Source organism: Embleya sp. NPDC056575 (assembly GCF_042793325.1).
Taxonomy (GTDB): domain Bacteria; phylum Actinomycetota; class Actinomycetes; order Streptomycetales; family Streptomycetaceae; genus Embleya.
On record NZ_JBHTVA010000049.1, the window covers coordinates 43,519 to 64,188 of the forward strand.

At 73.7% G+C, this 20,670-nt stretch carries 16 protein-coding genes; 10 read left to right on the plus strand and 6 right to left on the minus strand.

Annotated elements, in window-relative coordinates; all coding sequences use genetic code 11:
• Nucleotides 1-25 precede the first annotated feature (25 nt).
• Nucleotides 26-2,152 (plus strand): hypothetical protein, encoded by a 2,127-nt coding sequence (locus tag ACFRCG_RS32380; RefSeq protein WP_380038017.1) that lies wholly within the window; start codon nucleotides 26-28, stop codon nucleotides 2,150-2,152.
• Between the two features lie 78 nt (nucleotides 2,153-2,230).
• On the opposite strand, the gene ACFRCG_RS32385 is transcribed toward ACFRCG_RS32380, so the two are convergent.
• Nucleotides 2,231-3,937, minus strand: coding sequence for a hypothetical protein (locus ACFRCG_RS32385; protein WP_380038019.1), 1,707 nt, complete (start codon nucleotides 3,935-3,937; stop codon nucleotides 2,231-2,233).
• A gap of 258 nt (nucleotides 3,938-4,195) precedes the next feature.
• Between ACFRCG_RS32385 and ACFRCG_RS32390 the strand changes: the two genes are divergently transcribed.
• Nucleotides 4,196-5,401 (plus strand): alpha/beta fold hydrolase, encoded by a 1,206-nt coding sequence (locus ACFRCG_RS32390; RefSeq protein WP_380038022.1) that lies wholly within the window; start codon nucleotides 4,196-4,198, stop codon nucleotides 5,399-5,401.
• 25 nt (nucleotides 5,402-5,426) lie between these two features.
• Here the strand turns inward: ACFRCG_RS32390 and ACFRCG_RS32395 are convergent, their stop codons facing one another.
• Nucleotides 5,427-7,919 carry a hypothetical protein gene (locus tag ACFRCG_RS32395; protein ID WP_380038024.1) on the minus strand — a complete coding sequence of 831 codons (2,493 nt, stop codon included), beginning with the start codon at nucleotides 7,917-7,919 and terminating at the stop codon, nucleotides 5,427-5,429.
• Nucleotides 7,920-8,300: 381 nt separating this feature from the next.
• Between ACFRCG_RS32395 and ACFRCG_RS32400 the strand changes: the two genes are divergently transcribed.
• Nucleotides 8,301-8,516, plus strand: a complete 216-nt coding sequence (locus ACFRCG_RS32400) for a DUF4287 domain-containing protein (RefSeq protein WP_380038026.1) — start codon at nucleotides 8,301-8,303, stop codon at nucleotides 8,514-8,516.
• Between the two features lie 22 nt (nucleotides 8,517-8,538).
• Here the strand turns inward: ACFRCG_RS32400 and ACFRCG_RS32405 are convergent, their stop codons facing one another.
• On the minus strand, nucleotides 8,539-9,138 hold the full coding sequence (locus ACFRCG_RS32405; protein WP_380038028.1) for a helix-turn-helix domain-containing protein: 600 nt from the start codon (nucleotides 9,136-9,138) through the stop codon (nucleotides 8,539-8,541).
• Between the two features lie 80 nt (nucleotides 9,139-9,218).
• Here ACFRCG_RS32405 and ACFRCG_RS32410 point away from each other — a divergent pair, with 80 nt between their 5' ends.
• Nucleotides 9,219-10,238, plus strand: coding sequence for an NAD(P)/FAD-dependent oxidoreductase (locus ACFRCG_RS32410; protein WP_380038030.1), 1,020 nt, complete (start codon nucleotides 9,219-9,221; stop codon nucleotides 10,236-10,238).
• 116 nt (nucleotides 10,239-10,354) lie between these two features.
• On the opposite strand, the gene ACFRCG_RS32415 is transcribed toward ACFRCG_RS32410, so the two are convergent.
• Nucleotides 10,355-11,281 carry a helix-turn-helix transcriptional regulator gene (locus ACFRCG_RS32415; protein ID WP_380038032.1) on the minus strand — a complete coding sequence of 309 codons (927 nt, stop codon included), beginning with the start codon at nucleotides 11,279-11,281 and terminating at the stop codon, nucleotides 10,355-10,357.
• Between the two features lie 191 nt (nucleotides 11,282-11,472).
• Here ACFRCG_RS32415 and ACFRCG_RS32420 point away from each other — a divergent pair, with 191 nt between their 5' ends.
• Complete coding sequence (locus ACFRCG_RS32420) at nucleotides 11,473-12,534, plus strand: alkene reductase (RefSeq protein WP_380038035.1); 1,062 nt, start codon at nucleotides 11,473-11,475, stop codon at nucleotides 12,532-12,534.
• 109 nt (nucleotides 12,535-12,643) lie between these two features.
• Here the strand turns inward: ACFRCG_RS32420 and ACFRCG_RS32425 are convergent, their stop codons facing one another.
• Nucleotides 12,644-13,009 carry a MerR family transcriptional regulator gene (locus ACFRCG_RS32425; RefSeq protein WP_380038037.1) on the minus strand — a complete coding sequence of 122 codons (366 nt, stop codon included), beginning with the start codon at nucleotides 13,007-13,009 and terminating at the stop codon, nucleotides 12,644-12,646.
• Between the two features lie 107 nt (nucleotides 13,010-13,116).
• On the opposite strand from ACFRCG_RS32425, the gene ACFRCG_RS32430 reads away from it, so the two are divergent.
• The 4 genes from ACFRCG_RS32430 to ACFRCG_RS32445 all read left to right on the plus strand — a co-directional run bounded on the left by ACFRCG_RS32430 (nucleotide 13,117) and on the right by ACFRCG_RS32445 (nucleotide 17,092).
• On the plus strand, nucleotides 13,117-14,016 hold the full coding sequence (locus ACFRCG_RS32430; RefSeq protein WP_380038039.1) for an NAD(P)-dependent oxidoreductase: 900 nt from the start codon (nucleotides 13,117-13,119) through the stop codon (nucleotides 14,014-14,016).
• A 60-nt stretch (nucleotides 14,017-14,076) separates the two neighbouring features.
• Complete coding sequence (locus ACFRCG_RS32435; protein ID WP_380038041.1) at nucleotides 14,077-14,508, plus strand: PPOX class F420-dependent oxidoreductase; 432 nt, start codon at nucleotides 14,077-14,079, stop codon at nucleotides 14,506-14,508.
• Between the two features lie 273 nt (nucleotides 14,509-14,781).
• The gene (locus ACFRCG_RS32440; protein ID WP_380038043.1) at nucleotides 14,782-15,450 is read left to right on the plus strand and encodes a DUF4232 domain-containing protein; all 669 of its coding nucleotides are present in this window, start codon (nucleotides 14,782-14,784) and stop codon (nucleotides 15,448-15,450) included.
• Between the two features lie 421 nt (nucleotides 15,451-15,871).
• Nucleotides 15,872-17,092 (plus strand): glycosyltransferase, encoded by a 1,221-nt coding sequence (locus ACFRCG_RS32445; protein ID WP_380038045.1) that lies wholly within the window; start codon nucleotides 15,872-15,874, stop codon nucleotides 17,090-17,092.
• Nucleotides 17,093-17,145: 53 nt separating this feature from the next.
• Here the strand turns inward: ACFRCG_RS32445 and ACFRCG_RS32450 are convergent, their stop codons facing one another.
• Nucleotides 17,146-18,192 carry a Gfo/Idh/MocA family protein gene (locus ACFRCG_RS32450; RefSeq protein WP_380038047.1) on the minus strand — a complete coding sequence of 349 codons (1,047 nt, stop codon included), beginning with the start codon at nucleotides 18,190-18,192 and terminating at the stop codon, nucleotides 17,146-17,148.
• 410 nt (nucleotides 18,193-18,602) lie between these two features.
• On the opposite strand from ACFRCG_RS32450, the gene ACFRCG_RS32455 reads away from it, so the two are divergent.
• A complete protein-coding gene (locus ACFRCG_RS32455) occupies nucleotides 18,603-20,654 on the plus strand; it encodes an ATP-binding cassette domain-containing protein (RefSeq protein WP_380038049.1) in 2,052 nt (683 codons plus the stop codon).
• Nucleotides 20,655-20,670 lie beyond the last annotated feature (16 nt).

A 20,670-nucleotide genomic window follows, 5' to 3' on the forward strand; every position in this document is an offset into this window, starting at 1 on the left:
CCGGTCGTTGCGGAGGAGACATCGGGTGGGCGATCGGGGCGAGGACACACGGGACACGGCGGCCCAAGACGGCGGTGCCGGAAACGTGTTCGCCGACGGGGACGGCCATCGGGCGCCGCCCGGACGCGACTTCGGCGGTGTCGCGCTCGCGCCCGTGCCGACGCGCCTGATCCCCCGACAGATCCCGCCCTCGCATCGCGACTTCGTCAACCGCGACGCCGAACTCCGCGCCCTCGAAGAGGTCCTGGCCGGCGGACTACACGGCCCCGGTCCCGGTGTGGTCGCCCTCACCGGTCTGGGCGGCGTCGGCAAGACCGCGCTCGCCGCGCACTGGGCCGCGCGCGCCGCTGGCCGTTTTCCCGACGGACAGCTCTACGTCGACCTCGGGCAGAGCCGGTTCGAGGGCACGATCGACGTCGGCAGCGTGCTCGGCGCGTTCCTGCGCGACCTGGGCGTCGACGAGGCGTACATCCCACCCACCCTGGCCGGGCGCGCCGCCACGTTCCGCTCCGCGACCGCCGGCCGCCGACTGCTCGTGTTCCTCGACAACGCCCGGCACGCCGCCGAGGTTCGCGCCCTGCTGCCCGCCTCCGGCATGGTCATCGCCACCAGCCGGACCCGCATCGACGGGCTGATCCTGGACGGCGCCCGCGCGGTGGTCCTGGACCCGCTGAGCGTTCCGGCCGGCACGCTGCTGATCCGCCGTTGGCTCGGCGACGGCCGCGCCGCCGACGGCGAACTGGCCGAACTGGTGCGGCGGTGCGGGGGACTCCCGCTGGCGCTGCGCGCGGTGGGCGCGCGCCTGATCCGGCGGCGCCGGCTGAGCGTGGACCGTGTGCTGACCGAACTCGGCGACGCGGAGCACGGGTTGGACGCCCTGGCCAACCACGAGGGAGTGCACGTGGAAGGGGTCTTCGACGCCGTCTACGACAGCTTCTCGCCGGCGGCCCAACGGCTGTATCGCATGCTCGCCGCCCACCCCGGCCCCACCTTCACTCCGGCCCTGGCCGCGGCGGCGACCGGCGAATCCGACGCCGCCGCACACCTGGACGAACTCGTCGACGCCCACCTGGTCGAGGAGATCGACCCCGACGGCACCGGCGAGGAGCGCCACCGCTTCCACGACCTGGCCCGCCTGCACGCCCGACGGCACGCGCTGCGCGATCCGGAGCCGGAACGGGAGGCGGCGCTGCGCCGCATCGTGGCGTATCACCTGGTCGCCGCCGACGCCGCCGACCGTCTCGTGCTCGGCTCCCGGCTCAGGCTCGGCGGCGACGCGACCACGACATCGGCCGCCACGCCGACTGCTCCCCGGTTCGCCGGGCGCGCCGAGGCGCTGGACTGGTTGGATGCCGAACGCGCCGACCTGCTCGCGGTGCTGCGGGCGGCGGCGGGCCGGGGGTGGCACGACGCGGTGTGGCGCCTGTGCGAGTCGTTGTGGGCGCTGTACCACAGCCGCAAGCACTACGCCGACTGGATCGAGAGCCACCAACTGGGCGTCGTGGCCGCGCAGTGGGAGCGCCGACCCGACGCCGAGGTCCGGATGCGCAATCAACTCGCCCGCGCGTTCCTCGAGTTGCGCGACCACGAGCGGACCGAGACGGAACTGCGGCGGGCCGAGGAGCTGTTGCCGATCGTGTCCGACCCGCGCCTGAGCGGGGTGGTGTGGGAGACCCAGGGCCTGCTGCACCTCGCCCGGTCGAGTCCCGAGGACGCGGTGCGCTCGTTCACCCGGGCCCGGGAGGCCAATGCCGGCGACGCGCACGGCATCGTGGTGCAGAGCTACAACCTCGGCCGGGCGCTGCTGTCCGCCGGTCGGCCCGACGAGGCGCTGCGGGTGCTGGACGCGGCGTCGGCCACGGCCGAGGCGGCGGGCGACGAGGCGATGCGGCCGCGAATCGCCATCGTGCGCGGCCGGGTCCAGCATGCGCTTGGCGCCACGGACCAGGCTGTCGCCGGCCTGACCGAGGCGGCGCGAACGGCCGCGCGGCTGGGGCAACACGTCAAGGAGGCCCAGGCGTTGGAGGCGCTGGTCGAGGTCGCGGTACACACGGCCGACGCCGACCTGGAGCAACACGGTCGGGCCCGACTGGGCGTGCTGTACCGCGAACTGGGCGTGCCGGCGCCGGAGCCGGGAGGCAACCGGTCCTGAGCGCCGGCCGGGCCCGAGCGGCGACCGCACCGGGCTCGGACCTCGAACCGTCCCGAAACACCGCCGTGGCGACGCCGATCAGCTCCGATTCGGCTCCGTCCCCGGCCCCGGGGAGTCCGTGGTGAACGCGACCTCCACCTCCCGCTCGCCCGTGCGGATCCGGATGCCCTCACGCAGTGTCGCGGGACGGCCGCCGGCCATCGCCCACAGATGCAGCGCACAGCCGAGCACCACGGGGTCCAGCCACGGCCTGTTCGTCCCCCACGCCCGCACGGTGGACGCCTCCAGCAGGATCCCGCCGCGCAGGCGCACCAGATGCCGGCCCTCGTCCAGCGCGGCCACCGCCACGCTCAGTCCCGGCAGCTCGCCCGCAGTCTCGGCCGCCCACACGGGCGCGACCGGTTCCGCGAACGGGTCGGCGCGTACCACCACCTCCGCGCCGGCCCGGCGCCGCAGGTCCACCTCGTCGGCGGTCACCGCGTAGAACCCCCGCGCCTCGTCGTGCCCGGGCAGCACCGGGAACCGCCGGACCGTCACCGTCGCCTCGGCCGGCACCACCGAACCCACCACATCCCACAGGGTGGGACCGCCGCCGAACTCCGGGCGCGGATCGGCGACCGGCCGTACGACCGGCTCCTCGGCGGAGGCCGGCAGGCCGAGCTGCGCGTAGAGCAAATCCCGCAGCAGGCGCGGCGATTCGCCGATCACCCCCAACGAGCGGGCGGTGATCGGGTGCAGCGCCCCCGGCTTGTGCTCCTCGGCGGTCCGGAGCAGCTGCGCGTACAGATCCCCGTCCGGGTCCAACCGGGGCGCCTCCCGGGCGAACGCGGCCGTGGGGGAGGCCGGATCGACCTCCCCCTCGCCGGTCGCCGCGAGCAGCGTCACCCGATCCAGGCCCGCGCCGTAGAACGACACCGAACCGTGGTCGCCGACCACCCAGTCGGCGGCGATCAGCGCGGCCTGCCAACCCCGTTCGGGCGGCACGATCAGCAACCCGGCGTCCAGCGCGTCGGCCAGGAGCCGGTCCCGCACGTTGAACGGCCCGTGATGGCTCCACACGTTCGGATGCAGCACCACCGCCACCACGAACTCGTCCACCGGCAACTCGGCGATCAGCCGCAGGGGCAGCTCCGGATGCCGACCCAGCAGCGAATGCTCGCTCCAGGTCGAACTGATCACGACCAGCCGCCGGCCGTGCACCGCGCCGAACGGCTGCCGGTAGCGGCGCCGCCGGGACAGGCTGAGCACGATCCGGTGGAAGCACGGATCGCCGATCACCACCGAAACCGGCAGCGCCTCGGGGCACGTGCGGGCGAGCAACTCCCACTGCTCCTCGTGGGACAGCCCGATCGCGGCCGGGAATACCCGCCCGTCGTGGGTCAACTCCCGCCGGGACAACCCCGCCGGCGACTCGCCGTCCCCCGTCGACTCCGGCACCAGGCGGTTGTACCCGGCGCCGTGCGGCATCACCACCAGCGGCGCGTCCAAGTGCCGCATGTCCGCGTGGACCGCCGCCGCGACCGCGAGATCGAAGCGACGACTCGTCGCCTCGGCCCAGGACAACACCCGCACGCCGAGCGAACCCAGGTATTCCGGCAGCCCGTCGGCGAACGCCGAGCCGGGGTTGACGGTGAACGACACCTGGATGCCGTGCTCGGGACGCAGCAGGGGAAGCACGTCGAGCAGACGCGTCGCCGAGGTGAGCGTGCGGACGACGGCGAGCACTTCGAAGTCGGTCCGCAGGGTGCCCCAGCGGGAACCCTCGGGGCGATCGGATACCAGCAAAGGTCACTCCGGGCGACGACGCGCGTGAAGACGGGTGATCACGATGGTAACCAAGTCCCCCCACCTTCCGGCTCACCGGACCCCGCCACGCCGACCCGCCACGCCACGCGCCGACCCGCTCCGGCGGCCGGGCACGGGTCGCTTCGAGCCAAGTTTGGTCAAGTGGGCCTCGCCGGCGGGCGGCGGTGTCCAGGATGACCCCATACGCGCCGCGCGCCGGCAGGGCGACCGGCACATCTCTCGGAAAGCGGGGTCGCGATGACCGCACCCGAACGGGTCGTACCGCCGGAGGGCGACGACTTCTACCTTCCGCCCGTTCCGCTGCCGCCGGGGGAGTACGGCGACGTGATCCGATCCCGCCCGCTCACCGGCGTGGCCGCGCTCCGCTCGGCGAGCCACAACGAACTGGTGCTCTATCGTTCGGAAGCCGTCGACGGCACACCGATCGCGGTGTCCGGCATCGTCGCGCTGCCTCCCACGCCCGCGCCCGACGGCGGCTATCCGCTGATCGGCTGGGCGCACGGCACCCTCGGACTGGGCGACAAGTGCGCGCCCTCACGCGACAACGAGGAGATCGCGGCCGAACTCCCCGAGCACCACGAGATCAACCAGTCCCCGCACGTGCTGCTGAACGCGCTGCTCGAAGCCGGCTGGGCGGTCGCGATGACCGACTACGAGGGTATGGGCACACCCGGCCCGCACCCCTTCCTGCTGGGCCGATCCGAGGCGCACGGCGTGCTCGACCTGGTCCGCGCGGCACGCCGGCTGTACCCGGTGATCTCCGACCGGTTCGCCCTCGTCGGCCACTCCCAGGGCGGCCAGGGAGCACTGTTCGCCGCCCACCACGCCGATCGCGTCCCGGAGTTCACCCTGCTCGGCGTGGCGGCCCTGGCCCCGGCCTCGCACATCGTCGAGGACCTGATCGCCGGGAGCGACTACGACGGCTACACCGGCGGCCTCGCCTTCACGCCCCTGCTGCTCACCGGCGCGATCATCGGCTCCCGGGCGGAGGCGACCGAGGAGCGGCCGGCCATCGACGCGCTGGAGGTGCTGAGCACCGAGGCGTACACGCTGTTCACCGCCTCCGCCGACCGATGCCGGGTCGAGCTGTCCGCGTGCGAGGCGTGGGGCGGCATCAAGGGCAACGCCCAGTTCCGGGGCAGCCTGACCCAGGATCCCAATCCGCATCAGCGGGAGTTCCTGCGCCAGGTCGAACGCACCAATCCCGCCCTGTCCATCCCGGTGCCGATCCGCGTCTCGCACGCGCAGCGGGACGAACGGGTCAAGATCGCGTACAGCACCAGACTGGTGGCCGAACTCGGCGAGCTGGGCAACGACATCGTCTACCGGATCCATGCACGGGTCGCCGACGGCGGCAGCCTGGGGGCGCACTTCGGGCTGATCGAGACCGACGTCCCGGAACTGCTCGCCTGGCTGCGCGACCGGGAGCGGGCGAAGCGGTGACCGGCGCGGGCGCGAGTGCCGGCGCCTACGTGCCGGTCGCCGCGCGGGCGGTGGACAGCAGTTCGCTCACCGTGCCGGTGAAGTCCGGCAACATCGCGTAGGCGGTCGTCCAGGCGTCGGGGCTGCCCGCCAGGTAGGTGTCGACGAGCAGGTCCAGGGCCTCGTCGACCGCCCGGGGGACGACTCCGTGCGGCGCGTCGGTCAACGTGCGCAGCACCATGCCGGCGGGGCGGCCGTGCCGGAGCCACTGCCCGGGGTCGACCGCGCCGTCGGTGAGTGCGTCCGTGATCAACCCGGGCCAATCGGCGGCGGATCGGCGCCGGCCGAGGAACGGGTACACGGCGCGCAGGAGATCGCGAGCGAGGGGCCACGCGTGCCGTGCGAGTTCGGCCAGGTCGCAGTACTCGCCGGCGTGTTCGGCCAGTGCCCGGGTCGGCTCCTCGGGCAGGTCCGGCCGGACGTCGGCGAGCACTTCGAGCGCCTTGACGGAGAGCGGTTCGGCGCGGTGCGCGGCGAGGATCGTCGACCAGCCGGGGTCGGCGACGGTCTCCAGGAAGCCGCGCGCGCCCAGGCTCGGCAACAACGCGACCACGCCGCCCGCCCGGGCCCGCTCCTCCCAGTCGGTGATGGTGTCCGCCAGGAGCCGATCGGCGTCGGCGGGTGTCGCCCGGTCCGCCCGGGCGATCACCCCGCTCGGGTCCGTGCCGAGATTTTCCCGGACGTGGTCGGCGCCGTCCGGGTGCAGGGTGTTCTGGGCGAGCATGGCGGTGACGCGCGAGTCCGCGACGGCCAGTGCCGCGCGGTAGGCGTGCAGCGACTCGTGGACAGTTGCCCGGTAGTGGTCGCGATAGTGCCGTGACGGCCGGGCGGTCGGGTCTTCGACGGCGATGGCGATCAGTGTCCGGCGCAGCGCGGGCAGCCGCGCCGGGTCGCGCAGCAACCGCTCCCGAACCTGCGGCGACGTGCGCGGACGGGTGAAGATTCCCACGTCGATCGCGGGAGCGCCGGCGGCGAGCAGCGCGGCGTCGACGTCGGCGCCGCCGGGACGGCCGTACAGGTCGGCGGTGAACTCGGGCGGCAGATGGGCGGCGACGCGCGCGATCGTATCCGGGGCGGTCTCGCGCAACAACGCGCACAGCGCGGCGTGGCGTTGCCGGCCGGAGTCGTGGCTGTAGGGCCGGAGGTAGTCGGCCCAGATCGGCGGGGCGGGGTCGGGGCCGTCGGCCGCCGCCGCCGACGCCGCGTCGAGCAGATCGGGCAGGGTGCCGGGGTACTCCGGGCCGAGCCGGGCCAGGTGCAACCACCCGGGGACGTCGTCACCGAGCCGGTCGCGGACGAGTCGGGCCAGTTCGGCGTCGACCACCGCGAAACGCTCCCGCCGGTGTCGTTGTGTCGCCGGTCGCGCCGCGGCCTGGACGTAGTTCTCCAGGAACGCCCACGCCGGCGCGGCCTCGGCGACCAGGTCGGCCGCGGCCGGAGCGTCGGCGGTACGGGTGGGCCCGCACGCGTCCAACAGCGCGGCGGTGAGATCGCCGTCGTCCGCGCCCTCGGCCGCGGGCCACCGCTCCAGCCGAGCCCGGCCGTCGGGGCCGACGCCGATCAGCGCCCGCAGCGCCGCGTGGTCGAGCCCGTACCGGCGCACGAGACAGACCACGTCGTCGGAGAACAGGGGCGATCGGTGGTGGGCGTCGAGGACCGGGCCCCACGCGAAGGTGTGTGGGGCGACCATGATCCGGTTCACCGCCGGGGACAGGCGTGAGCGCGACGGGTCCTCGATCGCTCGCAACCGCCGGACGAAGCCCTCCGGTCGGGCCGCGTCGAGGATGGTGGTCTCCACGTCGGCCCGGACCTTGGGTCGGTCGAGTGCCTCGCGCATCTGCCGGTGCAGTCCCCGATAGGCGCCGTCGAGGTCGCGCGTCCACGGTCGCACGGCATCGGGTCCCTCCAGGTCCCACAACCGCAGCAGGGCCAGGGCCCGTTCGGCGCGGGTGAGCCGACCGTCGGCGCCGAGCGTGTGCAGCGTGTGCCGGACCAGGTCGGGATCGGCCGCGACCACGGCGGGCGCGAGCACGGTGTACTCGGTCGTCGCGAGCAGACGGGCGCGCAGCGCGGGATGCACGCGTACCGGTCCGACCGGCACGAGCCCGGCCGTCACCCGCTCGGTCGGCGGCAGGCATCCGGGTGGACCGCCGGCCAGGATCAGCCGGCACATCAGCGGTGAATCGGGTTGGTAGAGAAGGACGTTCGTCTCCGGGTCGGCGCGGCGGTACAGGTCCCACAGCGGACTGTCGTAGCGGGTGAGGTGCCCCGGCTTGGCCCGGAACTCGAGATCGCCGGCCAAGACGATCCGGTCGATGTCGTCGCCGTGCGCGTACATCCAGTCCAGGAGGGCGTCGGGACCGCCGAGTGCCCCGGCCACGAGCCCGGCGCGGGTCGGGGCGCCCAACCGCGCGGCCACCGCCTCCACTTCGGCGGCGTCGGCGTGGCACAACAAACGCGTGAAAGCCGCCTCCGCCATGCCGTGCCGTTTCTCTCGTGCGCGCGTCCCCGGGCCGCCCGCGGACACTACGCGCCATCCGTCGCGGACACTCCACCCAATCATCCGCCGCCGGGCCGTCGCGGGCGGGGTCGCGCTCGGGCGCCGCGCGGCGCCCACGCGAGGCGTGAACGACCCTGACGACCTGGGCAACGGTGCCGCCGGCGGCTCGACCGACGACAGAGCGGTGGTCCCGAACACCCCGGGACGGGGTCGGGGGCAACTTCGGACCGTTCCGCGGTAGCCGCCCACCGCGGGTCGAACCGGGTGTGACCCGGATCTCCGAGGCATACCGATGATTTCCCGGTGGACCGGTGGTCCTATCCTCGACGGCATCGGAACGACCGCGTGAGGAATACGGACATGAGCGACACGCCGAAGGGCCCGGCGGCCTACTTTCCCTCGATCGAGAAGAAGTACGGTCGGCCGATCGAGGAGTGGCTGGGTCTGGTCCGCTCCTCGCCGCTGACCAGGCACATGGAGTTGGTGTCCTGGCTCAAGAGCGAGCACGGCCTGGGCCACGGCCACGCCAACGCGCTGGTCGCCCACGTGCGCGCCGAGCAGTCGATCGCCGGGTAGTCGCCGGGCGTCGCGCCGGGGGTCAGGCGCTCCCCGGCGGCGTCGTGGTGGGGCGGGCGCGCAGGTGGGCACGCTCGCCCTGGGTGCCGAACAGGCTGAGGAATTCCACCGGTCGGGCGTCGACCGCGTCGAACCAGTGCGGCACGCGGGTGTCGAACTCGGCCGCCTCGCCGGGCGCGAGCACCAGATCCCGCTCGCCCAGAATCAGCCGCAACCGCCCGTTGAGCACGTACAACCACTCGTAGCCCTCGTGGGTCTGCGGGTCGGGCTCCCCGCGCAGGCCGCCGGCGGAGATGACCAGCTTGTACGCCTGGATGCCACCCGCCCGGCGGGTCAGCGGCACCATGGTCATGCCGAAGCGGGTGATCGGACGCAGATGGATGCGCGGGTCGCCGGTCGGCGGGGCGTCGACGAGTTCGTCGAGGGTGACCCCGTGTGCCCGGGCCAGCGGCAGCAGCAATTCGAGATTGGGGCGGCGGGACCCGGATTCCAGGCGGGACAGCGTGCTGACCGAGATGCCGGTGGCCGCCGCCAGGTCGCCCAGGGTGATCTTGCGGTCGCGGCGCAGTGCGCGCAGGCGTGGGCCGACGGCGGTGAGGGCGGAGTCGAGATCGTCGTCCATGTCGTCGAGTTTGCCATATCGGCAAGTAATGTTGCCGGAATCGTGGACGCGTCGCATGGTCGTAGTCGGAGGTGGTCGCGATGACCGATCGGCTGATGGACGGCTATGACGTGGTGGTGATCGGTGGCGGAGCCGCCGGATTGAACGGGGCGCTGATGCTGGCCCGGGCGCGCCGCTCGGTGGTGGTGATCGACGCGGGGGCGCCCCGCAACGCCCCGGCCGAGGGGGTGCACGGCCTGCTGGCCCGGGAGGGCGTGCCGCCGGCCGAACTGGTCGAGCGGGGCCGGGCGGAGGTGCGCGGATACGGGGGCCACGTGGTGACCGGCGAGGTGGACACGGTGGCCCGGGAGGCCGACGGGTTCACGGTGGCGCTGTCCGACGGACGTACCGTGCGGGCCCGGCGGCTCCTGGTCACCACCGGGCTGGTGGACGAACTGCCCGAGGTCTCCGGGCTGCGCGAGCGGTGGGGGCGGGACGTGCTGCACTGCCCGTACTGCCACGGCTGGGAGGTGCGCGACGGGGCGATCGGTGTGCTGGCGAGCGGGCCGCTGTCGATGCACCAGGTATTGCTGTTTCGGCAGTGGAGCGAGGACATCACCTTCTTCCCGCACATCATGGCGCCGCCGACCGCGGAGGAGGCCGAGCAGTTGGCGGCTCGGGGGATCCGGGTGGTGGCCGGCGAGGTGGCGTCGGTGGAGGTCGTCGACGACCGGCTGGTGGGTCTGCGGCTCGCGGACGGGACGCTGATCGAGCGTGACGCGCTGGCGGTGGCCACGCGGATGGTGGCGCGCGCCGACTTCCTGGCCGGTCTCGGGCTGCGGGCGGTGGCGCATCCGTCGGGGGCGGGCGAGTACGTCCCCGCCGACCCGACCGGGCGCAGCGAGGTGCCCGGTGTCTGGCTCGCGGGCAACGTCACCGACCTGATGGCGCAGGTCGGCGCCGCGGCGGCCGGGGGCGCGGCGGCGGGAGCGCAGATCAACGCCGACCTGGTCGCCGAGGACACCCGGCGCGCGGTGGCCGCGTACCGGGACGTGTTCTCGGCCGCGAACGAGGCACGGGTGTGTGAGAAGGTGCTGGGGGAGCGTCGGCACGGCCTGTGACGGCCGGGGCGTCGGTTCCGCTCGTGAGCGTAGGGGGCGCGCAGACCCGGCTCGTGAGCGTCGGGAGCGTCGGCCCGGCTCGTGAGCGTCGGGGGCAACGGCGCGGCGCGTGCCGGTCAGGGGCGTGTGGGGTCGGTGCCCCAGCTGGCCAGTAGGCGCAGGTTTTCCGCGGCGATCGGGTCGGTCGGGACGTGGTGGATCGTCAGGCACTGTTCGGGGTCGTCGGGCAGGCGCAGGGTCTCGAACGGGAGGGTCAGCTCGCCGACCACGGGGTGGTGCAGACGCCGGCTGCCGTGGCTCTGCTCCTGGACGTCGTGCCGGGCCCACAACCGGCGGAACTCCTCACTCCCGGCCGAGAGTTCGTCCACCAGCGCGATGAGGCGCGGATCGTCGGGATAGCAGCCGGCGTCCAGGCGCAGGGTGCCGACGACGTCCACCGCCTTCGATTCCCAGTCCACGAACAGGCGGCGGTACCCGGGGTTCAGGAAGACCAGCCGGCCCCAGTTGCGCTCCCGGTCCGGGAGTTCGTCCCAGTCGCCGAACAGGGCCGCCGCCGGGCGATTCCAGGCGAGGACGTCCAGCCGCCGACCGGTGACGTACGCGGGCATCGTGTCCATGGCCGTCATCAGTGCCCGCAGGCCCGGCCGCACCTGCTGGCGCCGCGACGCGGTGTAGCGCCGGTGCGGCTGGTGCCGGCACTTGGACAGGTGCGTGAGGTGGGCGTGCTCGGTCTCGGTCAGCCGCAGCGCCCGGGCGATGGCGTCGATCACCTCGGTCGACACGTTGTGGCCCTTGCCCTGTTCGAGCCGGGTCAGGTAGGCGACCGACACGCCGGCCAGTTGGGCCAACTCCTCGCGGCGCAACCCCGGTACGCGCCGGTGCCGCCCGGTCACCGGCAGCCCGACGTCCTCCGGGCCGAGCCGGGCCCGCCGGGTGCGCAGGAACTCGCCGATCCCGTCGCGCGGATCGATCGGCCGCCCGCCGCCGGGGCGCACGGCCTCGTCCGTGCCGATGCGATCGTGGACGCCGTTCGTGCCGTTCATGTCGTTCATTGTCCACGGCGGGGCGGGCGGGCGCGGGGGCCGAGGCTGACCCTGGCAGTGGTAGGAACGCCGGTCCTGAGCGGAACGGAGGTCTGGCAGCGCGGACCCGGGGCGGGCAGGGTCGAGTGCAGGTACATGCACACAACCGGTGCCGCTACCGCCACCGTTCCGCTTCCGGCGAAGGAACCCCCATGCACTCTCCCCTGCTCGACCCCTATCGCGGCCCGAACCTGCACCTGCCCAACCGGGCGGCGATGGCGCCGATGACCCGCTCGCGCGCCGACGACGTCACCGGGGTCCCGACGCCGATCATGGCCGCCTACTACGCCCAGCGCGCCGCCGCCGGCCTGATCGTCAGCGAGGGCATCTGGCCGCATCGCCTCGGCAAGGGCGGCCCCGGCGTGCCCGGCCTGACGGAGTCGGCGCAGGTAGCCGGCTGGCGGGAGGTGACCCGCGCGGTACACGCCGAGGGCGGGCGCATCTTCGCCCAACTGTGGCACGTGGGCCGGGTCAGCCACCCCGATCTCCTCGACGGGGCGCGACCGGTCGCCCCCTCCGCAGTGGCGATCACCTCCGGCGCCATTCACACCGCCGCCGGCCCGAAGCCCCATGTGCGCCCGCGCGAGTTGTCGACCGCCGAGGTCGCCGCGTCGGTCGAGGCGCATGCCGAGGCCGCGCGCAACGCCGTCGACGCCGGTTTCGACGGGGTCGAGATCAGTGCCGCCTACGGCTACCTCCTCGCCCAGTTCCTCGCCGACAGCGCCAACCGGCGCACCGACGGCTACGCCGACCACGTGCGCTTCCCGATCGAGGTCGTCGAGGCGGTCGCCGCCGCGATCGGGCCGGAGCGCACGGCGTTGCGGATCTCCCCGGACAACACGCAGCTCGACATCGTCGAGGCCGATCCGGCGACGCGCTACCGCCGACTGGTCGGCGCGCTGGACGGGATGGGGCTGGCGTACCTGCACGTGGTGCAGTCGGGGGCATATCCGGCGCTGGCCGACCTGCGGCCGCGCTGGGGCGGGACGCTGATGGCGACGTACGACGGCGCCGAACCGGGCGGCCACGAACGGGCGGAGCACGCGGTGCGGACCGGGCTCGCCGACGTGTACGCCTTCGGTCGACTGTTCCTGGCCAACCCCGACCTGCCCCGACGCCTCGCCGCCGGCGCCGTGTTCAACCGGCCGCTGAAGACCGGCCACTACGGCGGCGGCGCCGAGGGTTACCTGGACTACCCGCGCCTGGACGGTTGATCGGGGTCCGTCCCGGCCCGGTGGCCGCGCGACCCTGATCGAGGAGCGGCGCGCGGCGATCCGCGAACCGGGCTGCGAGCCCTGAGCATGCCCGCCGACGGCCGGGGCGTCAGCGCGAGGCGCCGGCGCGTTCGGAGGCGTCGAGGTAGGTGTGCAGTGCCCGGCGGGTGTGGGTGAGCGCGTCGATGCGCTGGTCCAGTCCGTCCAGACGGGTGCGCAGGAAGTCGGTCAGTTCGCCGCAGGGGGCGAACTCGGGGGCCGCGCCGATCGCGCAGGGCAGCAGATACGCGATGTCCTCGGTGGACAGCCCGGCTTCGAGCAGGCTGCGGATCTGGGTGACGGTGAGGACGGCGTCGGCGTCGTACTCGCGGTAGCCGTTGGCGCCGCGCGCGGGTTCCAGCAGGCCCTGGGCCTCGTAGTAGCGCAGTTGGTGGGTGTGTACCCCGGTCCGTCGACTCAGTTCCCCGATCAGCACGTGTGCGCTCCTGGTTGACGTCGTGGTCGACCTTCGCGGTTGACCTTCATACCGGTGTGAACGTCGATGATCCTGCCACAGGCATCGCGTCACACGAAGGAGCCACGATGGGAAGGCACGACGTCGACCGCACACCCGTGACGGTCATCGGTCTGGGGCACATGGGTCGGGCACTGGCCGACACCCTCCTGCGCGAGGGATACCCCACCACGGTGTGGAACCGTTCGCCGGCCAAGGCCGACGACCTCGTCGCGCGGGGCGCGCGACTCGCCCCCTCGGTCGGGGACGCCGTCGCGGCCGGCGCGCTCGTGGTCGTCTGCGTCACGGACTACGCCGCCGTGCGCGAACTGCTCGACCCGCCGGCCGGGACGTCGGCCGGTCGGACCCTGGTCAACCTGACCACGGGCACCTCGCAGGAGGCCCGGGAGACCGCCGCGTGGGCCGCCGGGCACGGCGCGGACTACCTCGACGGCGCGATCCTGGGCGCGCCGACCGCGATCGGAACGCCCGAGGGGGTGATCCTGTACAGCGGCCCGCCGGCCGTCTTCGAGCGGCACGAGGCGGCGCTGCGGAGCCTGGGCGGCGGGACCGCGTACCTCGGCGCGGACCAGGGCCTGTCCGCGCTCTACGACGCGTCCATGCTCGGGCTGATGTGGGGCATCCTGAACGGCTTCCTGCAGGGGGCCGCGCTGCTCGACACCGCCGGGGTGAGCGCGGGCACGTTCGCGCCGGTGGCCCGGCAGGGGCTGGCGACGGTGGCCGAGTGGCTGGCCGGCTACGCCGCGCAGATCGACGAGGGCAGGTATCCGGTGCTCGACGCCAGTATCGACACGCACCTCGCCTCGATGGAGCACCTGGTGCACGAGAGCGAATCGCTGGGCGTCGACGCCGCGTTCCCGAGGTTGGTCCGGGCGGTGGCCGAGCGGGCGGTGGCCGACGGGCACGGCGGCAGTGGCTACGCGGCCGTGATCGAACAGCTTCGTGCGCCGGCCGGGACCCGCGCGTGATCGGCGACCGGGCCGGGCGCGGGGGAATACCCGGCGCCCGATCGGGAATTGGGCCCTGACATGACCACCTCATCGTTCGACCCGCGTTCGCTGCTCGCGCGGAGCCGCCTCGGCGTGCTCGCGACCATCAAGGCGGACGGCCGCCCCCAGCTGTCCCCCGTGATGCCCTTCTACGATCCAGCGGCCGGCGTGCTGCACGTCTCGATGACCGAGGGCCGGGCCAAGACCGCCAACCTGCGCCGCGACCCGCGCGCGACACTCGAGGTCACCAGCTCGGACGGCGGCTCCTGGGCCACCGCCGAGGGTGTCGCGACCCTGATCGGACCGGGCACCGACCCGGACGGTCCCGAGGTCGACGCGCTGGTGGACTACTACCGCGCGGCGGCCGGGGAGCACCCGGACTGGGCGGAGTACCGGTCGGTGATGGTGTCCGATCGTCGGGTGTTGATGACGATGACGGTCGACCACGTCTACGGGGCCAAAATCCGCTGACTCGTCCGATCTGTCGGCCCGTTCGCCCGTCGAGCGTGACCACGCGGTTCCGGGGAGACCCGTGTGGATCACGCCGACGGGCGCGGCGGCGGGCGACGTCCTCGCGGACGGCGGGGGTCGGGCCGGGACCGACCGCCGCGCGGGTGCCCGCGACCCCTCCGTCACCGGATGATCACCGGCCGCACACCGCGTATGGCAGGCGATTCGTACCCCTATATTGATCTCCGCTCTGCCCGGGGAACCAACAACCGGGCACTACACGGGGGAACCACCATGTCTGCTTTCGTGCGCCTCGGCGCGGTCGTGATCGCCGGCTGCGCGGCGCTGGGTCTGTCCGCCTGCAACGACGAGGCCAAGGAAAAGAGGGCCACCACGGCGGACCCGGGAGGCCGGGCCATCACCGCCCCGGCCACCGCCGCCGCGACCGGCACCACACCCTCCCCGACCGCCTCCGGCGCCGCGACCAGGCCCGCCGGCACGCCGACCTCGACCGCCAAGTCGACCGGTACCCCCGGCGGGGAGTGCGCACAGGACCAGATCTCGCTCAAGGTCGACTACCCGGCCGGACACAAGGACGTGCTGCTGGTCGTGGGCACCAACACCGGCGCGGCGGCCTGTGTGTTGCCGGGTTGGCCGCAGGTGTACGCGGGCGGTACGGCCGGCCGGGACGTCGAGCACGGCAACGATTACCAATACCCGTTCCAGACGCTGAAGCCCGGCGGCACCGCCTACGCCGCCTTCCACCCGGCGCCACCGGCCCCGGGCGGCGGCTCGGAGATCGCCGACATCCAGGTGGCCGTGGAGGCGAACAAGGCCGGGCAGACCGGCAAGCGGCTGCCGGTGCACGCGCTCGACAAGCCGAGCGGCGAGCTGTTCGTGAACGCCGATGCCGTCATGGGTGGTTGGTATCCCACGACGGCCGCGGCGATCGCCGCGAAGTAACCCTCGGCAGGGTGGGCGGGATCACGATCCCGCCCACCGGTGGGTCGACACGGCCTGATGGTGGCCCCGTGTTCGTCGCGTATCCCGGGCGCGAGCACGCTCGGTTCGGACACCTTTCCGGTGCGCCATCGAGCGTCGGCGTCGACGCACACGGTGTCGGACCAGACCTCCAACAGGGCGAGCGGGTGCTCGCGGGACTCCTCCCGGGCCGACGGCGCCGCGGCGCGCAACACGATCGGGCCGATCCGACCGCTCGGCGCCGCTCCGGCACGTGTTCGGGTCGGGGCAGGCGGGGGAACTTGCGGCGAGGGCCCCGTGCGGGCCCACAATGCCGACTCACGGTGATCGGGTACCGGCTGATCGTGACCATGACGGTGTCGCGACGGCCGGGTCCGAGGTCGCTGTTGGAGAGGGAGTTTCGATGCGTGTGTTGTTGTCGACGATCGGGTCGCGGGGCGATGTGCAACCGATCGTCGCGTTGGCGCTGGAGTTGCGCGACCTCGGGGAGGACGTGCGGGTGTGCGCGCCACCGGACTTCCGGGCCTGGCTCGAAGGACTCGGGATCGAGTTCGTGCCGATCGGTCCGGAATCGGCCGGGACCGCGAAGGCCGACCCGGCCGCGGGTCCGCCCACGCCCGAGCAGCGGCGGCGGCTGATCGAGGGCACGGTCGCGACCCAGTTCGACACCATCCCGGCGGCGGCCGCGGACTGCGACGTCATCGTGGCGGCCACGGCCCTGCAGATCGCGGCGCGTTCGGTGGCCGAGTCGATGGGAATCGGCTACGTCTACGCGAGTTATTGCCCCATCGCCCTGCCGTCCCCCCGGCATGCGCCGCCCCCGATGCCGGGACGGCCGCCGAGCGAGGCCGGGGCCGACCACGCCGCGCTGTGGGCCGAGGACGCCCGGCGCCTGAACGACCTCTGGGGACCTGCTCTCGACGCGCATCGCGCCGGCCTCGGACTGGGGCCGGTCGAGGATGTGCGCGGCCACATGTTCACCCGACAGCCGTGGTTGGCCGCCGATCCGACGCTCGCGCCCTGGCCCGGGCCGGCGGATTCGGGTGTGGTGCAGACCGGCGCCTGGATCCTGCCCGACGAACGCCCGCTCGCCGCCGACGTGGAGGCGTTTCTCGACGCCGGCGAACCGCCCGTGTACTTCGGCTTCGGCAGCGTCCGCGCCCCGCACGACCTCGGCAAGAGCATGGTCGAGGCGGCCCGGGCGCTCGGACGCCGTGCGATCGTGCTCCGAGGTTGGGCCGAACTCGCGCTCCCGGACCGGGAATCCGACTGCCTGTCGATCGGCGAGGTGAACCAGCGGGCGCTGTTTCGCCGGGTGGCGGCCGTCGTGCACCACGGCGGGGCCGGTACCACCACCACCGCCGCACGGGCGGGCGCACCGCAGGTGATCGTCCCGCGGCACTACGACCAGCACTACTTCGCCCGGCGAGTGACCGAACTCGGCATCGGACGCGCGCACGAGCCCGGGACGGCGACCACCGACTCGCTGATCGCGGCCCTCGACGACGCCCTGCGGCCCGAGCCGGCGCAGCGCGCCGCGGCGATCGCCGGTCGGGTACGGACCGACGGCGCGCATGTCGCGGCGCTGCGCCTGCTCGCGGCGGAGCGCCAGGGGCCGTGTTGAGCCGTAGGGCGCGGCAACGGCCTTGGCGGCCACGGCGGTTGCCCGGATCGGGTTCACCGTCGCCCGGGTCGGCGGCCCGCCGGCGTCGGCTGATCGACGCCCGGGTAGCGCACCCCGATGTGCTCGCGCACGGTGTCCAGCGTGCGCATCACGGCCAGCGTGCCCGCCAGTGGCACCAGCGGGGATTCGGTCTCGCCCGCGCGCAGGCAACGCATGACCTCGATCGCCTCGTGCCGCATCGTGCCGCGTTCCGGATCGTCGGTGACGTCCGCGAGCCGCACGGTCCGCGGCTCCTCGCCCCGGCGGTGCACGACGAACCGGTCCGGGTAGTAGAAGCCGTCGGCGAACTCGATCCGCCCCAGGGTGCCGGCGACGGTCGCGGGCGCCTCGGTGTCGGCCGTCATGGAGCAGCCCAGGGTGGCCACGGCACCGCTGTTCCAGCCCAGGACGATCCCGGTGTTCGCGTCCACCCCCTCGGGGGTCCGGTGGGCCCAGGCGCGGACCGTGTCGGGCTCGCCGAGCAGCAACTGGGCGAAGGAGACCGGGTAGACGCCCAGGTCGAGCAGCGCGCCGCCGCCCTGCGCCGGGTCGCGCAGCCGGTGCTCGGGCGAAAGGTCCCCGGCGAAGCCGAACGCGGCGGACACGCTGCGCACCTCGCCGATCACGCCCTCCCGGACCAGTTCACGCATCCGACGGATCAGCGGATGGCAGTACGTCCACATGGCCTCCATCAGGAACAACCCGCGCTCCCGGGCCAGTTCGACCAGTTCGCGGGCCTCGCGCGCGTTCAGCGTGAACGCCTTCTCGCACAACACCGCCCGCCCGGCCGCCAGACACAGCCCCGCCGCCTCACGATGCGCCGAGTGCGGGGTGGCGACATAGACGATGTCGATGTCGTCGTCGGCGGCCAACTCGGCCCAACTGCCGTACGCCCGGGGGATCTCGTGCCGCTCGGCGAAGGCCTTCGCGCTCGCCGTGCCGCGCGACCCGACCGCGATCACCTCGGTGTCCGGCAGGCTCCACAGCGCCTCGGTGAACTCGGCGGCGATCCCGCCGGTCGCCAGGACGCCCCAGCGAATGGTCCGTACGGCAGCGCTCATCGTCGCACCTCACCCTTGGTCCGGCCGCCCCGTCCCCGCCAGGATAGGCAGCCCCTCGGCGCCGCGCCCCGACGGGGGAGCGGGCGGCGGCGTGCGCGGCGGTTCGGGCCGAACGCGAGGGCGGGAGTCGTTCGTCACGCGTCACCCCGGCCGGCCGATGCGCCTCCGGGGCGCGCCCGGCGCGCGGCGTGGTCGATCGGGCGAGGGCGCGTGTCGTGGGGTGTCCGGCGCCGGTCGGTCGGCGGAGCCGGGCAGCGAATCGTTTGGTCGAGCGCCCGTTCGAGGCGCCCGATTCGGTTCCACGCCTCGCTCTCACACCGGTGCGCTCTGCCGGGCTGTCGCCCCACCGCACCAGCATTGGCGGACGCTCCGCCGAGCGATCCCACCCCGCACGATCGGAAGGCGCCGTCGTGACCCCGAAACCCGCCGGAGAAGATCCCACCCCCCTGAGCGACGCCCGCTCGAAACCCGGGCCGAACGCCATCCCGCACCAGAGCGCCACCACGCCCGAGGCCCCCGCGGAGACCCCGCCCGAAGCCCCCGCCGAAGCCCCGACCCAAGCCCCCGCCAAAACCCCGACCGCAGACAAACACCCCGACCAGGAGTTGGCGTTCGCGCCCCCGGGCCGGGATACCGCCGTCGCGCTGACGAAGATCACCACCCGCGCGATGGCCGCCCGCCTGCCGCACCTGCTCGTGCGCGCCATGCGCCTCGCCTGGAAGGCCGATCCACGAGCCCTGGTCGCGCTGATGGTATGTCAGGTCCTGGCCGGCGTCCTCGAAGCCGGCGGACTGCTCGCCACGACCGGAACGATCACCGCGCTGATCGCGTCGGGTGACGTCACCGACCGGTTGCGCGACGCGCTGCCCTCGATCCTCCTGCTGAGCGCGGCGGTCGGGCTGCGCGCCGTGCTCGGCATCGCCGTGGTGGCGCTGTCCGCGCGGGTGACCCCGCGGCTGACCCGCGAGTCCGAATGGCTGCTGCTCCAGGCCGCCTCCCGGGCCGAGTTGGCCGCCTACAACCACCCCGGCTACCAGGACCGGTGGGACGCCGCCGACCGGGGCCTGCAATCGATGCGCGGCCTGATGCCGCAGTCCCAGGACGTACTCGCGGCCTGCGCCTCGCTGATCGCCGCCGCGTCCGTACTCACCCTCCTGCATCCGGTGCTGTTGCCCCTGCTGCTCCTGGGCGCGCTGCCGCGCGGAGTCGCGGCGGTACGCGGCGCGCGCGTCGAATACCTGACCACGCTGCACACCCAGGACGAGCGGCGGCTGCTCAACATGCTGCGCTGGCACATCTCCGACCAGCGCTGGGCCGACCAGCTCCGGGCAGGCACGATGGCGCCGTTCCTGCTCGGCCGCTACGCCGTCGCGGCCGATCGGGTACAGCGGGTCACCCAGTCCGGCGCCTGGACCACCGCCAAGATCGGCCTCGTCGGCGCCGCCGTCGGCGGGCTGGCGGCAAGCCTGGTGTGGGCCGCGCTGGCGTACCTGCTGTCCACGGACCGTATGTCGGTGGCCGCCGCCGGCACCGCGGTGATCGCGCTGCGTACGGTCGGTACGGCCCTGGGCGGCCTGGTGGTCTCCGGCAGTCGGCTCTACAGCGTCGGCCTGTACCTCGACGACTGGGCCCGCTTCCTCGACGAGGCCGGCGGTCACGCGATGACGCGCGGCGACCTCGTTCCGAAGCCGCCGGTCGTGGTCCGCGCCGAGAACGTCACCTACCGCTACCCCGGCAAGGCCGCCCCCGCCGTCGCCGACATCGACGTGGAACTGCGCAGGGGCACCATCCTGGCCCTGGTGGGGGAGAACGGTTCCGGCAAGTCGACCCTGTCCCGCCTGCTGTGCGGCCTGTACCTGGCACACGAGGGTCGGGTCACCTGGAACGGCGACGACGTGGGCGACCTCGACCCGCACGCGGCCTGGTCCCACGTCGGCTACGTCCCGCAGGAGATCGCCCGCTGGCCGCTGTCCGCGCGACTGAACATCAACCTCGGCCAACCCCGCGAGGACGACGACGAAGCGATCGAGCGCGCGGCCGGCGCCTCCGGCGCGGACGACGTGATCGCCGGCCTCCCACGCGGGCTCGGCACCCTCCTGGCGCGCGAATGGTGGGGCGGCGTCGACCCGTCCGTGGGCCAGTGGCAACGGTTCGGCATCGCCCGCGCGCTGTACGGCGAGCCGGGGCTGATCTGCCTGGACGAACCCACCTCCGCCCTCGACCCCCGAGCCGAACACCGCATCTTCGCGGGCCTTCGCGAGATCGCCCGGGACAGCGCCGTCGTACTGGTCACCCACCGACTGGCCAACGTCGCGGTCGCGGACCACATCGTGGTGATGGACTCGGGGCGGGTGACCCAGCAGGGCACGTTCGACGAACTCCTCGCGGAACACGACGGGTTGTTCGCCGAACTGTGGCGGCTGCAACAGGACCGGGGCGCCGAATCCGCGCCGCGCGCGTAGTCGGCCCGCCCGGACG

Coding starts and splice junctions, on each gene's coding strand:
- ACFRCG_RS32390 (WP_380038022.1), top strand. CDS start 4,196: ATGACCGCACCCGAACGGGTCGTACCGCCGGAGGGCGACGACTTCTAC.
- ACFRCG_RS32395 (WP_380038024.1), bottom strand. CDS start 7,919: ATGGCGGAGGCGGCTTTCACGCGTTTGTTGTGCCACGCCGACGCCGCC.
- ACFRCG_RS32400 (WP_380038026.1), top strand. CDS start 8,301: ATGAGCGACACGCCGAAGGGCCCGGCGGCCTACTTTCCCTCGATCGAG.
- ACFRCG_RS32405 (WP_380038028.1), bottom strand. CDS start 9,138: ATGGACGACGATCTCGACTCCGCCCTCACCGCCGTCGGCCCACGCCTG.
- ACFRCG_RS32410 (WP_380038030.1), top strand. CDS start 9,219: ATGACCGATCGGCTGATGGACGGCTATGACGTGGTGGTGATCGGTGGC.
- ACFRCG_RS32415 (WP_380038032.1), bottom strand. CDS start 11,281: ATGAACGGCACGAACGGCGTCCACGATCGCATCGGCACGGACGAGGCC.
- ACFRCG_RS32420 (WP_380038035.1), top strand. CDS start 11,473: ATGCACTCTCCCCTGCTCGACCCCTATCGCGGCCCGAACCTGCACCTG.
- ACFRCG_RS32430 (WP_380038039.1), top strand. CDS start 13,117: ATGGGAAGGCACGACGTCGACCGCACACCCGTGACGGTCATCGGTCTG.
- ACFRCG_RS32435 (WP_380038041.1), top strand. CDS start 14,077: ATGACCACCTCATCGTTCGACCCGCGTTCGCTGCTCGCGCGGAGCCGC.
- ACFRCG_RS32440 (WP_380038043.1), top strand. CDS start 14,782: ATGTCTGCTTTCGTGCGCCTCGGCGCGGTCGTGATCGCCGGCTGCGCG.
- ACFRCG_RS32445 (WP_380038045.1), top strand. CDS start 15,872: ATGCGTGTGTTGTTGTCGACGATCGGGTCGCGGGGCGATGTGCAACCG.
- ACFRCG_RS32450 (WP_380038047.1), bottom strand. CDS start 18,192: ATGAGCGCTGCCGTACGGACCATTCGCTGGGGCGTCCTGGCGACCGGC.